A 13,463-nucleotide genomic window follows, 5' to 3' on the forward strand; every position below is an offset into this window, starting at 1 on the left:
GGATGAAACGGGTGAGCCTTTGGCAGAGGTTAACAAAAGTGCCGGGAATAAAAAGAAGCGGTTCTTTGGATTTGGTGCCGGAAGGGAGAAAAAACTCCCCGGAATTCAGGAGGCTTCTTTGGAAAATGAGCAAACATCTGCAGACATAAAGGAACCTGAAAAAACACAGAAAAAGAGCGGCAAAAAAGGTCTGAGGTTAAGTCTCAGAAAAAAAAAGAACATCCCCTCCGAAATCACAGATCACGATGAAGCGACATCCGCACATGAGCAGGGACAGAAGTCTTCAAAAGATTCATCCGTTTCTTTACTTCTCAAGAAGATAGAACAGATAATAACCCCAAAACCTGAAACTATCGAAGAAATGGAATTGATTGTTGGTGAACTATCTGTTCCTGCTCCCGGAGTTCCACAGAAGGAAGTGAATATCACTTATGAAGTAACTCCCGGGTGCCAGTATGTCCATATTGAATTTGAAGAAGAGTCGCTGGTTTACCATTGCATTGAACCGCCAATGAGTGAAACTGAAAAAGAAGCACTTTACATCATACAGAACGCCTTTGACAAGATGGCACACTCCGAAATATTGCTGGTGCAGGAAGAAGACCGTGCAGAGGCTTTAAGGGACAGGTTTGACCTGATAGTGGACATCTATCGCCTGAAACTCAGTGATACGCAGAAGGACAAATTCTTCTACTACCTGCATAAGAAATACATGGGTTTTGACAGGATGGACCTCCTGATGAAAGACCCTTACCTTGAGGATGTCACTTGCAACGGTCCTTACAGTTTCCTGTATGTAAATCACAGGGTCTATGGTTCTGTGGCCACTGATGTGGTCTATGAAGAGATCGAGCTTAACAACTTCGTCATGAGAATGGCACAGGCAGCCGGCAGGCACATCTCTGTACTGGAGCCCATAAGAGATGCAACCCTCACCGACGGCAGCCGTGCCAACCTCACCCTGGGCAAAGAGGTCACAAAAAGAGGCTCCACCTTCACCATCCGGCGTTTCAGGTCCAATCCGGTATCCTGCATCGACCTGATGAACTACAAAACCTACGATTCAACAGTACTTGCCTACTTCTGGCTTATGGTTGAATATAAACGCTCCATCCTTGCCGCAGGAGGAACAGCGTCCGGTAAAACCACAACACTCAACGCTCTTGGCGCATTCATTCCCCCGGAATACAAGATAGTATCCATTGAGGACACAGCTGAAATGAACCTCATGCACCCCAACTGGACCCAGTCCATCACCAGGGCCGGCTTTGGTGGCAGCAATGAGAACGGTAAGTCAGCAGGCGACATCGAACTGTACGACCTGCTAAAAGCTGCATTGAGGCAGAGACCTGAATACATAGTAGTGGGTGAGGTCCGTGGCTCTGAAGCAGGTACTCTTTTCCAGGCCATCTCCGTAGGTCACCCGTGTATGGGCACCATACACGCAGGCTCCATCCATGAACTGCTCTCAAGAGTGGAATCAGAGCCCATGAACGTACCAAGGAACCTCTTTGCCAGTGTGGACATGGTCATTTTCAACTCCATGATAAAAGTAGGCGAACACTTCCTCAGGCGAGCCCTGAGAATTGTAGAAATAGTCGAACTCGACCCCGAGCGTGGTGATCTTGTCACAAATCCTGTGTTCAAATGGAATCCCGTAACCGATGAATATGAATTCGGTGGCACAAGTGCTCTCTTTGATGACATAAATGAAGAGTTCGGTATCGATCAGGCTGAACTTATAAAAGAGATGGAATTAAGGGCGAAATACCTTGAAAGCCTTGCAAAGAACGGGATCCATGAATATGAAGCAGTTGCAAAAGCCATCAGGAAATACTCAAGGCAGAAAGATGAGATGATGGAGCTGATGCATTAAATGGTCCGGACTCAGGATACAGATGTCCATCAGGCATTCAATGATGGGGCTAGCAATAAATTCATAGAAAGATACAAGATGTTCTGCTATGTATTTGGTAAGCACATAGATAAAAAACCTCAGGATGATATCGCAAAATCCCTCTATCAGGCAGACATGGTGCTAACCCCCGGCATGTTCATGTCCCTTGCACTGGTAACAGCAGGACTGGCTTCTGTAATTGTCCTTATATTCTCCACAATCCTTTTCAGGAACTCTTCCTCCCCTCTGGTGTACATATCTGTCCTGACCTTCCTTACATTTGGCCTGACAGTGAGCGGCTTTCCTTTTATGCTCTACAATAAGATATCCGGCAAGAACATGAATATTCAGCATGAACTGCCGTTTACACTTGGGTACATGACCATCCTTGCAAGCGGAGGCTCCTCTCCTATGGATGTCATCAGGCAGGTCGCCATAGAGGATTATGGTGACGTTTCAATTGAATTTGGTAAGGTAATGTATCGTGTGGATGTCCTGGGTGAGGATGGTGTCAGTGCCATGAACCATCTTATCCGTAATACCTCCTCCGAATCGCTCAGGACCATATGCATAGACCTTGCCAACTCCATGCATTCCGGCGGAGGCTTGCGTACTTATCTTGAAATGAAATCCCGCGAGCTCATGGAAATGAGGCGTCAGATGCAGCAGGAGTTCGTAGATTCCCTGGCAGTCTACGGGGAAGGCTACCTGAGTGGTGTCGTCATGAGTGTTGTGCTTGTAGTATTGATGATCGTAGTCACAAGTGCGTTAGGTATTGACCTGGGTCCATTCACAGCAAAACAGATGTTCCAGTTCTTCGTCTACTTTATGCTGCCGTTCATCAACATTGTTTTCCTTATTTTACTGTGGATGAAATATTCAAGGAGCACTCTATGAATATTGCCAGGAATATTGAAAAATACCGCCTGATAATGCAGCGGCATGTGCAGATATTAACACTGCGTTTTGATATCAAACGTGAATATCTGACACTTGGGATACCTGTCTTTGTTGCATTGATGATAGTACTGATGGCACTTCTTACCGGCCATTCTTTTGTCACCGATGACCCTCAGGGTAGTGCCGGCGGAACTGATGAAGCTGCTTCAAAGAAAGCTGCATATGAAGCCCTTGTAGCCGAAATGGAAGCCTCGGAGGCTGCAGAAAGGGGTGAGGTCGTGGCCGCCGAAGCAGAGGAGGTCGAACCGGAACCAGGAGATGACAAATCTAAAACAAAAGATGATCTTGATCATATAATGATCTTTGCCGCGCTGGTGGCCATCATCCCATACTCAATAGATTCCTTTCTCCAGAAAAGACTTCTCCAAAAAAGAGAATTAGCTTTCAGCGAGTTCCTATACAAGTTGTCAGAACTTATGAGGGGTGGTATCGATCCTGTAAAAGGTTTTGTCAATCTCTCAAAGACAAACCTTGGCGTGATAACAAGCAATGCACAGGATGCAGCCTCTTCAATGGTGCTGGGTAAATCGTTTGAAGAATCCATGCACAAGATGTCGCAGTCCATGAAAAGCCGCCTGGTTGCCAGATACATCGACATAGTGGTCCAGGCTGCATATACAGGTGGCAATGTTGCTGACCTGCTGTTCCGCACTTCCGAAGACATGAGGTCGGTAATAAATATCCAGAGGGAGAAGGAGGCAAACCTGAAACAATACATTGTTATCTTTTACCTTGCACAGGGTATCATTGTAATGCTTACGTACATCCTCTCCACATCCCTTTTGCCTCTCATCCAGGGTGTGGGCATGGAAATGCTTGGTGGTGCCGGTCTTTCCGATATCAATTTTGAGCGTGGTTTTTTCCACATGATCATACTGAATGCCCTGTTCGGTGGCCTGATAATCGGCCAGATAACTGAAGGAGAAATAAAACACGGATTCAAGCATTCTGCGATACTTATAATGCTAAGTTATGTTGCCTGTGTGACACTTCTGCTGCCCGCAGGACTGGGATCTACCTATATGCTTACCGTCGTTTCAGGTGATGCACAGGAAGTGTTTGGTGGCGTCCCGTTGCAGCAGCCAATAATATTTAATGTGACTGATGCGGATGGTGATCCTGCTGCAAATATATTTGTCAAGATGTCAATATCTCCCGGTGGGGTGATAACGAGTGCCATGACAAAAGAGGATGGTACGGTAACAGTGACACCTATCCCTGGCTCTGATATGGGCACGTATATAGTCACTGCGACAGCCGGTGAATCAACGGGTACCGCAATGATAATAGTAAATGGAGGAGGTGATTGAGCCTCATCTTTTAACATTTTATTGAAAAAGCAAAAAGCTTTGTAGATAAAATATCAGGATCAATATCATCTGCCAAATATCTGCAGTTATCATTGAATTTAGAAGGATTTTTAAATGTACTGTTTACCCGTTTTACTGCTTGAATATCAAGAAGGTTCAATCAGTCATGTTTTCTACGTATCCCCATTTTTAATATATACTATATACAGGCAATCATAGATTTACCAAAATATTGGTGCAAACTCTATATAATATTCAATGAGTAATATATATCACTCACATATGGAGAATTAATATGAAATCATTAAAGAGCTGGATTGAAACAAATGATATTGAGTACGGTGGTTCTGTCGCCGTTCAAAACGACGATGATGATGCAGACTATAAACCCATTCTTCAGGGAGTGATCAACACCCGCTGTAACTATGATGGTGCCAAGATTGAAGGGATAATAGACTGAGTGAGATCTTCAATATTCAAGATAACGATTTCTCTAAATTCACTTAGATGTTGATATTAATTGCTCATTTTAACCATTCTATATCTTGATCTGTATGTTTATTTACAGCCTGGGATCATAGTATGGATGTCCCCGGAGTGAATATCTCCTGGAAAATTGCCTATGTGGTTCTGATTGCACATTCTTCACAGTTATCAGAGAATATATGTAAGCAAGAAAATAGGTCTCTAAAATTGCTATTTGAAAGTATAATCGGTCTTCATTGGTCTTCTGTTAAGGATAATTCTTGCCTGAAAGCTATCGGTTCTACCCAAGATGTCTGCTTCAAGTTATGACCAATTTTCATGAAATCAACACCATATCCTGTCTATAACATATTCAAATCATTAGTAACAATTGGAAAGATCAAGACGACTTGTATAATTACTTTCTTAACCGAAGACACATGGACCGGTCTTGTAAAAGCTGGAGTTGCTGTGGAAAATCGAAAATCCATTACATTCAAACATACACAAACGTAATCTATGCAGTGACGGTTGTAGTCCTTTACATACTCTTGCAGGCAATAATTATAAAGGCATCCAATATCTTCCAGACTATATGGTACGTATTGTTGAAAACTAATGATCTAGGTCCAGCTAGTATACGGCATTCTGACTATCTTTGTTCTCATTAACCTCTTCAAGACCTTTGTTGATCATCGTGTTCATGAAAGGGTCAGGATCACCTGCATGACTGATGCCACTATTCTGACGATTATGCGTGAGATTACTGTCTTGATATTCAGTAATGACATTAAGGCAGACGTTTTGCTGGTCTTTTCTGCATTGTTTTTGATATTGCATAATGAGATGCATCTCCTATCAATTATTATTCTTCAGATAGTCCAAATCCCATCACATTTATCACAAAAAGTGCTATGGAATATAAATTATGCAATCATAGTTTCTACAGATCCGAAGAAAAAGACATCATAATGAAATCCGGGAATGACAGTTCAATATGGGAAATTAACCTACCCTTTCCCTTGTATCCATAGTAATTCCCTGACTGGTGACATTATAGGCTATCATTTTATTCAGGGGAAGACTACCTTTCATTTTGGGGATGTTTATATACCTGTTAATCTTACCACCTATGTACTCCGTCCTGAACTGAATAATGCCGTCAACCATGGAACGGATTATCTTCTCGGCTCTTTCGGGAAGGATGCCCATGTCTGCTGAAAGCAGGAATATGATATTTGCTTCCCTGCTGATTGTGATAAGAGATTCAATTGCCTCGGAAATGACCTCAACTTCTTCATGGATGAAAAGTGAGGAAAACATATCTATGATGCAGACATCTGAATCGGTTATTTTATGCAATGGGCCTGCATTGTCGCCATAAAGCCGGTGGCATAATTTATGCCTCCTGTAACACATATCAAGCAAAGCTACAGGATCTGTAAAATTTCCGATGATGGTAAGGTTCTCAGGCAAATTCTGGACGCCGGAGTCATTCAATTCTTCCATAATATCCTTTTCTGAACTTCGTGTCGATATGTAATGTACTTTCTTTCCGACTGCCAGTGCGTCAGAACTTATTTTACGGAAGAAGACACTCTTCACATCTCCTATATCTTCTTCTACTAATAGTACCACGTTAGAAGGTACGTTTTTTAAACCGAAGCTAGTTAGCACCATCAAGTTCCTAAAAGTAATCATTGCTTAAATGGTTTTGGAATAAATCCGCAAAGTAAATAGAATATTGAGGTCTATATATATTATGTAAACAAAGTATATATTAAGTAATACACTTCTCATCACAGATGGCTGGCAACGATATGAAAGTATTCCTGCAGGATACCCGTGGGGTTTCTGTTATATTTGGTACATTACTACTGATACTCATTACAATAATTGCCGCATCAAGTGTTGCTTTTATGGTATCGACCATGCAGAAGCAGGCCATGGATCGTGAGAGTCATCTTACATCCGTGGAGAACGAAAACCTGAAGATAGTATCAATTAAGCCATCGGGCAACGTTTCAGTATGGAACACCATCGACCTTAAAATACTCAATCTCAATACTGAAGATTCCTATATTTCAGCAATACGCATAAATGATGGTTTTTTCCTTCATTTTAAGGCATATGATGATTCAGGCATATCGGGTACATTCGATGCGTACAGGGAATATCCCGCAATTTATAGCGCAAGCCACAGGATAAAGATCCCTGCAACAAAAAGTAAGACTGTTCACCTGAACTTTTCGGATATTACTGTGGAAGCTACCGAAACCATAGATACTTCTGCATGGGTAAATAACAGTCTTGATTTTACATATTCCCTGAAAAGACATCCCTGGGAAGCTTATGGAGAGGTGCCTTATATATCTAGTACATACTATTTATCAAACTCCACAGAATGCATAAAAACAGGCAATCTTTCAATAAATAATGAGAACAGGCAGATTGTTTTCTTTGGGAATGAGTCAGGTGGTAGTCTTACCAACACGTCCGATTACATTGTTTCATACACAATCGACTTCACATCATATGCGGGAAAAGCTCCTGCTGAAAATGAACCCCTGAAAGTTGAAATAATAACCTCCTATATCAACGTTTTCAAGGAGCTTTTCACTCCGCCTCTTCCAATGGCTGAAGTGCAGTTTAAAGTAGAGTACATAATGAGCTCCAACACGACCACGCATCCTCAAAGTTATCTTATTCTTGATGCTTCAGGCTCACAGGATATGGACGGATTTATTACCAGCTATAAGTGGGCAATATGGGAAGACTCTAATCTGGTCTATGATTATAACCTCTCTGGCATGGTTGTTAGGCCTTCGCTCAACTATCCGTATACTGCTAACAATCTAACCATTGACCTGATGCTTACGGATGATGATGGAATGACATCTAAACTCAGCCAGGTTTCCGGGAACCTGACAATTTCCTAATCTAATAAAAAGGATGGATATTTATATCAGAGAAAAGAAAGATCCAGTTGACAGGCGGTTCTACTTACATAGTTTCACTTCCTATAGAGTGGGTAAGGGAAGGTGGACTTCGCGCAGGGGATACGGTACTACTTACTGTAAAACCGGACCGTTCGCTTGTTATAACTCCTGACCAGGGGAAACAAAAAAAGAGTGTTCGCTCAAAAGTTGAAATGGTAGTGGTTGAGGACCAGGAAGAGAATTTCAGGTTGCTTGTTGCCAATTATCTTGTCGGATATGACATTATCAGGATATATTCTCCGGGAGGATTTACGGCTGCTGACCGCAAATACTTGAAAGATTCTGCCCGTAAACGTCTCATAGGCATTGAAATCGTTGAAGAATCCAGGAATGAAATAATACTCCAGAATCTGCTGAACTTTCAGGATATATCTCTGGAAAAATCCCTGCAGAGCATGTTCCGTATTATCTATTCAATGATGGAGGATACGATTGTAGCTTTAAGGGAGGCTGACGCGGAACTTGCCCTGGATATTGTACAAAGGGATAATGATGTTGATAAATTCTATCTTTTAAGTGTCAGGCAGATTAAAGCTGCTCTGGATGACTCTACTCTTGCCCATAAAATTGGCATTATGAACAACAAGGACTGTCTTGGGTATCGCCTTATAATTAAACTGATGGAGCGCATAGGTGATCACGTCCAGGGAATCGCACATACTGTTATTCAGATGAATGGAAACAGAGATGACAACGAAGATATGATCGAAATGGGCGCACTTTCCCTTAAACTATTCAATGACTCATTCAAGTCTGTGCTGGATATCAATGCTGACCTTGCGAACAATGTGATAAGAGCATCCCGGATGTCTTCTACACTTGGCAATAAAATAAACCGGAAATCCGGGAATTCCGAAAATTCTTACTGTCTTTCTGGTGAAAGGCAAAGAAAAATAAGTGAAAGTTTTCAGCGTATAGCTGAATATAGTGCGGATATTGGTGAAATGGTCATAAACATGAAAGCTACTGAGATAAAAGATTCTCTTTCAGGAGAGGCCCAGATACTCAAACAGACTTAATCTTACAAATATAACCATCATGTTATTGATTACCAGTATCAGTCCGAAAAGACTGATTCCTATCCTTGAGAAGTCCCACAGTTTCTTTGCATAGGAATGGACTGATGTTCTTATTGATCTGTAATTCCAGTAGACTACGGTCAGGATCAATATTTTTACCAGCAGCAATGACCATATTCCATGGTCTGCCATTATCTTTGAAAGCAAACCGTTTTCTTCAAAACCATACCCATTACTGAGGGCATGGAATGTGGTAAGAAAGTCCCCTGCAATGTAAAGTAGGATTATATACTTTGCATCATGCAAAAATTCGTATATCTCTTCTTTGCGGCCCAATCCAGTGTTAATATTTTGTGAGAGCATACTTTCATAGTAGTGTGCTCATGTATATTGGTGGAATGTAGTTATTTTAGGAAGTTATGTTCATCATATTGTTTAATAGTATATTTATAATATTTTTATTTATATTAATTGTTTGAATTATATAGTTATATGTATTTTCCTGGGAGAATACGATAGTAGCATCTGATGATAATAAAGATCCCATCATATCTGCGTTTATCTGTGTGCATCTGCGGTTCATAATTCACTGCTTGAACAGGATTCTACAAAGCCACAAAATAGTAACTGATCTATTAACCGATGGATTGGTGCTGAACCCGAAAAAAGAAAAAGAAAAAGAAAATATACAGAAACCTAACCATTATCAGATATTCAGTTTGCTCATTCTTTCCACTGCTTCGTTGATCCTTTCAACAGGACGGGTAAGTGCAAACCTTATATAGCCTTCACCGTAAGTTCCAAAGCCAACACCAGGTGTTGCCACAATACCTGCAGTCTCAAGCAGCAATTTGGCAAATCCCATTGAATCGTAACCGTCAGGTACAGGTGTCCAGACATAGAATGTTGCCTTAGGTGGCTTAACATCAAGTCCCAGTTCATGCAGTCCCTTTAGCAGTGCCTCCCTTCTGGCTTCATAGATGCGGTTCATGTCAGCAACACATTGCTGGGAGCTGGAAAGTGCTGTAATGCCTGCCATCTGGATAGCATCAAATGCTCCTGAATCCACATTGGACTTTACCTTGCCAAAGCCGGATATTATCTGCTTGTTGCCCACAGCGTATGCGAGTCTCCATCCTGTCATATTATATGTCTTTGAAAGTGAATAGAGTTCGATTCCAACATCCATGGCGCCATCAACGCTTAAGAAACTGGGTGCCTTGTAGTTATCATAGGTCATTTCAGAATATGCATTGTCATGTATGACAATAATATCGTTATCCCTGGCAAATTGTACAACCTCTTCAAAGAACTTCTCATCAGCTGTTGCTGATGTGGGATTGTTAGGATAATTCAAGAACATTATTTTTGCTTTTTCAAGCTTGTCCTTTGGTATTGCATCCAGGTCAGGCAGGAAATCATTTTCCTGGAGCAGTGGCATGATATAAGGCTCTCCGCCTGCAAATTCAGTTCCTATCTTGTAGACAGGGTAGGCAGGGTCAGGGCAGAGGGCTACATCACCCGGATTTATGAATGCAAGAGGTATGTGTGCAATACCTTCTTTTGATCCTATAAGTGTGAGAACTTCCGAAGCAGGATCCAGATCAAGTCCCCTGCTTTCCTTGCACCAGTCAGCAACAGCTTTCCTGAAAGCAAACATTCCTGCGTAGGAAGGATATTTATGAGTTTCCGGGTTACGCACAGCTTCGCACATTGAATCTACGATATGTGCAGGTGTTGGCTGGTCCGGGTCACCTACACCAAGATCTATAACATCTACGCCCTTTGCCTTCATCGCTGCCTTAGATTCATCTATTTTTGCAAACAAGTACGGGGGCAATGAGTTAATCCTATCAGAATACATTTATTCACCTATGATCCAAACAATTTGTGTGCCATATGGCATCTTTGAATCCCTTTTAATGATTCTCATCTATTTAAGGGCATAGCATAAGGCAATTCATTTCCGTTTATTCAAACTATTCTATCCTAACAAAATCTATTAATATTAAAAATATAAATCATATTAATATAATTATATGATTCTCTTGTGGTGTGGATTATTATTTCTGACGAAAAACTGGATATTCTTAGGAAACGGGAACGAGAACTTGAATGCATCTATAGTATATCAGATCTTTTTGACCTGCACTTACCAGTCAGATCCCTGTTAAAAGGTATCATACAAAGGTTGCCATCAGCGTTTCTTTATCCTGAAATTGCAGAGTCATGTATCCTTTTAGATGGAGAAATATACCGGTCCGATAATTTTGAAAAGAACAGGCAGTCATTATTTAGTGACATTATAGTACATGGTACTAAAAAAGGATCTCTTCATATATCCTATCGTGAGGAACGTCCGTTTCATGACATAGGTCCGTTCCTAAAAGGTGAACAAAGGTTGCTGGATGTAATTACATCACGCCTTTGTAAAGTGATTGAAAGAAAATATGTAGAAGAGGCTCTTCTTGAGTCCGAGAAAAGGTACAGACTGATCTTTGACGCTTCTCCCCTGGGAATTTTTGTGGACCGTAAAGGGACCATTAGTCATTGTAACAGAAGTTTTCTTAATATTTTCAGATCATCAAAGAATGATATAGTTGGTGCAGATATTTTTGATTATGTGAATGATGACCGCTTACACCAGCTTTTTGCCGGCTCTTTAGCCAGCTCCTATACTTTTTATGAGAATGAATACTCTGCAAGAATATCCGGCAGAGAAACATATCTCCGATCATATTATGTTCCTCTTAGATCAAAGAACAATACTATTGAAGGTGGTATTGGTCTTATTGCTGACATCACATCATATAAAAACTCAGAAGAGGAGTTACAAAACCAGAAAGAACTTCTTACAAGTACCTTCAATGCCTTGCAGGATCTTATAGTTGTTGTGGACCCGGAAATGAAAATTGTGACAAGTAACTGGAAAACGGACATGATATCTCCTCCACAGGAAGATAACCCGCATCCACGGATGTGCGATTGCTTTGCGCATAACATTATGCCTTGCGACTCCCTTCTTATTAAGGATGTTTTTTCAACAGGCAGTATGAAAGAGTTCGAGCATACGGATTCAGTCGATAACAAAGTAAGGGATTTCCGTATATTCCCTGTCTATGATACAAAAGGTGATGTAGTGATGGCTGTAAGCCACATACGTGATATCACTGAACGCAAGCAGACAGAAGAAGCTTTAAAGCGTTCAACCCGCGAGCTGGAGCATGCATATGAAGAACTGAAATCCCTTGACAAGCTCAAGGATGAATTCCTTTCCAATCTAAGGCATGAACTGAATACGCCACTTACTTCTATAAAAGGATTCAGTGAACTTTTACAGGATGGCACCCTGGGTCCACTGAACGATAAGCAGGCGGATGCAATAGAGCGCGTGGTGACAAAATCGCGCAAGTTACAGAATTTAATAGATTCACTGCTTTTTGTGAGTACCAACCAGAATGGGAATATAAGATATAACTTTGAACGAATTGATATCTCTTCTCTCCTTAGTAATGTTGTGAATATCTTCTTTGATACTATAAAAGAAAAAAACATACGCATTCAAACAGATGTGGCCTTTGATTCCTGCTTAATCCAGGCCGATAGGACATATTTGCCCCAGGTGTTCCTTAATTTGATGGACAATGCGATCAAATTCACACCAGAGCATGGTGATATCACTCTTTCCGCATTCCAGAACGACAAAACAGTCCACGTGACAATAGGGGACAATGGTATTGGCATTTCAGAAAAGGATATATCGGGACTTTTCAGGAAATTCCACCAGATAGACAGTTCTTCAACAAGGAACTATGGCGGAAATGGTCTTGGACTTTATATTAGCAAAGTAATTGTAGAAAATCATGGAGGAAATATATGGATAGAAAGTAAAGAAGGGGTAGGAACTGATGTCCATGTATGTATCCCCATCAAGCAAAATCAATTTTCGGCTTCTTCCAGTTCACCTTCTGTATCCTGTGAAAAGCCTTTGTTAAGGTAATCATTGTTTTCTGGCAATTCCAGGTAGAACTTATCTGTGCTGTCTATCTCTACAGTTCCTGAAACAACTGTGTAGTCCAGTATATGTCCTCCACCTGTCCTGTCCTGTGTGATGAAGTGCAGGTGATAGCCTGGTACATTTATGCCACCCACGTAATCAGGCATCCAGTATCCTACAATTGTACCCTCGATATCGTTGAATTCAAAGACTGACTGGTTTTTTGTTACGTCAACAAGTCTTGGATATGGTTTTTCCTGTGCTGCTACACTACGTGTTTTCATGTAGTCGAATTTTCCGGTGATCTTTATAGCATACATTACATTCTGGCTGGGAAATTGTTCTGCAATGTATTCTGCCATCTGCTGGCTGTTCATTTCCTCATCTACTGCGTATTCAATGTCAGTCTCAAAGAAAGTGACAGCTGCAAAAGGTGATGTTACAGAATCCTCAACTTCGTAGACATGACCGTCTACTTTGACCTGGTAGATCACTCCATCAAGTTGAAGCATTTCCCCGTCAAGGTTGTCAAAAGTTCCAAGTCCGAAGTCACCTTTTTCCTTGAGCTGCGCACAGCTTATCTCTCCTTCATAAACTCCTTCAAGAAGAGCGTCTATTATGGAAAACTGGTAGATGGTATCGGTTTCTTTCATAGCTATCGCATCGGAAGTGTCTGCTACAGCATTATCAGCAGATTCATCTATCGATTCGGCATCTTCGGTATGTTCACCGATACATCCTCCTGTTATAGTTGCCAGAATTATCAACAGGATTGCAAAGTAAAGAGTTTTTGTTCTCATTTAATTCCCTCTAAAG

At 41.3% G+C, this 13,463-nt stretch carries 13 protein-coding genes; 8 read left to right on the forward strand and 5 right to left on the reverse strand.

Annotation, left to right across the window (positions count from 1 at the left end; all coding sequences use genetic code 11):
• The 5 genes from BB781_RS11065 to BB781_RS15760 all read left to right on the forward strand — a co-directional run.
• The coding region (locus BB781_RS11065; RefSeq protein WP_340637523.1) for a type II/IV secretion system ATPase subunit at positions 1–1,876 on the forward strand (1,876 nt) is incomplete at its 5' end.
• Positions 1,877–2,794, forward strand: a complete 918-nt coding sequence (locus tag BB781_RS11070) for a type II secretion system F family protein (RefSeq protein ID WP_094228557.1) — start codon at positions 1,877–1,879, stop codon at positions 2,792–2,794.
• Entirely contained in the window at positions 2,791–4,167 is a 1,377-nt protein-coding gene (locus BB781_RS11075; protein ID WP_094228558.1) for a type II secretion system F family protein, read from the forward strand. The genes BB781_RS11070 and BB781_RS11075 overlap by 4 nt, the downstream gene beginning before the upstream one ends.
• 295 nt (positions 4,168–4,462) lie before the next feature.
• Complete coding sequence (locus BB781_RS15755; protein ID WP_164997855.1) at positions 4,463–4,627, forward strand: hypothetical protein; 165 nt, start codon at positions 4,463–4,465, stop codon at positions 4,625–4,627.
• Positions 4,628–4,971: 344 nt separating this feature from the next.
• Positions 4,972–5,148 carry a hypothetical protein gene (locus BB781_RS15760; RefSeq protein WP_164997856.1) on the forward strand — a complete coding sequence of 59 codons (177 nt, stop codon included), beginning with the start codon at positions 4,972–4,974 and terminating at the stop codon, positions 5,146–5,148.
• A 117-nt stretch (positions 5,149–5,265) separates the two neighbouring features.
• On the opposite strand, the gene BB781_RS16165 is transcribed toward BB781_RS15760, so the two are convergent.
• Together BB781_RS16165 and BB781_RS11085 are read right to left on the reverse strand one after the other, a co-directional pair.
• Positions 5,266–5,472 (reverse strand): hypothetical protein, encoded by a 207-nt coding sequence (locus tag BB781_RS16165; RefSeq protein WP_242492633.1) that lies wholly within the window; start codon positions 5,470–5,472, stop codon positions 5,266–5,268.
• 165 nt (positions 5,473–5,637) lie between these two features.
• Positions 5,638–6,312, reverse strand: a complete 675-nt coding sequence (locus BB781_RS11085) for an RAD55 family ATPase (RefSeq protein WP_164997857.1) — start codon at positions 6,310–6,312, stop codon at positions 5,638–5,640.
• A 125-nt stretch (positions 6,313–6,437) separates the two neighbouring features.
• On the opposite strand from BB781_RS11085, the gene BB781_RS11090 reads away from it, so the two are divergent.
• Both BB781_RS11090 and BB781_RS11095 read left to right on the forward strand, forming a co-directional pair.
• The gene (locus tag BB781_RS11090) at positions 6,438–7,571 is read left to right on the forward strand and encodes an archaellin/type IV pilin N-terminal domain-containing protein (protein ID WP_129582697.1); all 1,134 of its coding nucleotides are present in this window, start codon (positions 6,438–6,440) and stop codon (positions 7,569–7,571) included.
• 47 nt (positions 7,572–7,618) lie between these two features.
• Entirely contained in the window at positions 7,619–8,650 is a 1,032-nt protein-coding gene (locus BB781_RS11095; RefSeq protein WP_242492634.1) for a phosphate signaling complex PhoU family protein, read from the forward strand.
• Here the strand turns inward: BB781_RS11095 and BB781_RS11100 are convergent.
• Complete coding sequence (locus BB781_RS11100; RefSeq protein ID WP_094228563.1) at positions 8,618–9,013, reverse strand: DUF5658 family protein; 396 nt, start codon at positions 9,011–9,013, stop codon at positions 8,618–8,620. The genes BB781_RS11095 and BB781_RS11100 overlap by 33 nt on opposite strands.
• 343 nt (positions 9,014–9,356) lie before the next feature.
• A complete protein-coding gene (locus BB781_RS11105; protein ID WP_094228564.1) occupies positions 9,357–10,514 on the reverse strand; it encodes an LL-diaminopimelate aminotransferase in 1,158 nt (385 codons plus the stop codon).
• A gap of 186 nt (positions 10,515–10,700) precedes the next feature.
• On the opposite strand from BB781_RS11105, the gene BB781_RS11110 reads away from it, so the two are divergent.
• Positions 10,701–12,650 carry a sensor histidine kinase gene (locus tag BB781_RS11110; protein WP_094228565.1) on the forward strand — a complete coding sequence of 650 codons (1,950 nt, stop codon included), beginning with the start codon at positions 10,701–10,703 and terminating at the stop codon, positions 12,648–12,650.
• Here the strand turns inward: BB781_RS11110 and budA are convergent.
• Complete coding sequence (gene budA, locus BB781_RS11115) at positions 12,590–13,447, reverse strand: acetolactate decarboxylase (RefSeq protein WP_094228566.1); 858 nt, start codon at positions 13,445–13,447, stop codon at positions 12,590–12,592. The two genes, BB781_RS11110 and budA, sit on opposite strands and share 61 nt — an antisense overlap.
• Positions 13,448–13,463 lie beyond the last annotated feature (16 nt).

Source organism: Methanolobus psychrotolerans, assembly GCF_002243045.1.
In the GTDB taxonomy this organism is placed as follows: domain Archaea; phylum Halobacteriota; class Methanosarcinia; order Methanosarcinales; family Methanosarcinaceae; genus Methanolobus; species Methanolobus psychrotolerans.

Bases quoted from the DNA above. Each gene is read 5' to 3' on its own strand.
- BB781_RS11105 (WP_094228564.1), bottom strand. From the start codon at position 10,514: ATGTATTCTGATAGGATTAACTCATTGCCCCCGTACTTGTTTGCAAAA.
- BB781_RS11090 (WP_129582697.1), top strand. From the start codon at position 6,438: ATGGCTGGCAACGATATGAAAGTATTCCTGCAGGATACCCGTGGGGTT.
- BB781_RS15755 (WP_164997855.1), top strand. From the start codon at position 4,463: ATGAAATCATTAAAGAGCTGGATTGAAACAAATGATATTGAGTACGGT.
- BB781_RS15760 (WP_164997856.1), top strand. From the start codon at position 4,972: ATGAAATCAACACCATATCCTGTCTATAACATATTCAAATCATTAGTA.
- BB781_RS16165 (WP_242492633.1), bottom strand. From the start codon at position 5,472: ATGCAATATCAAAAACAATGCAGAAAAGACCAGCAAAACGTCTGCCTT.
- budA (WP_094228566.1), bottom strand. From the start codon at position 13,447: ATGAGAACAAAAACTCTTTACTTTGCAATCCTGTTGATAATTCTGGCA.
- BB781_RS11070 (WP_094228557.1), top strand. From the start codon at position 1,877: ATGGTCCGGACTCAGGATACAGATGTCCATCAGGCATTCAATGATGGG.
- BB781_RS11085 (WP_164997857.1), bottom strand. From the start codon at position 6,312: ATGGTGCTAACTAGCTTCGGTTTAAAAAACGTACCTTCTAACGTGGTA.
- BB781_RS11075 (WP_094228558.1), top strand. From the start codon at position 2,791: ATGAATATTGCCAGGAATATTGAAAAATACCGCCTGATAATGCAGCGG.
- BB781_RS11100 (WP_094228563.1), bottom strand. From the start codon at position 9,013: ATGCTCTCACAAAATATTAACACTGGATTGGGCCGCAAAGAAGAGATA.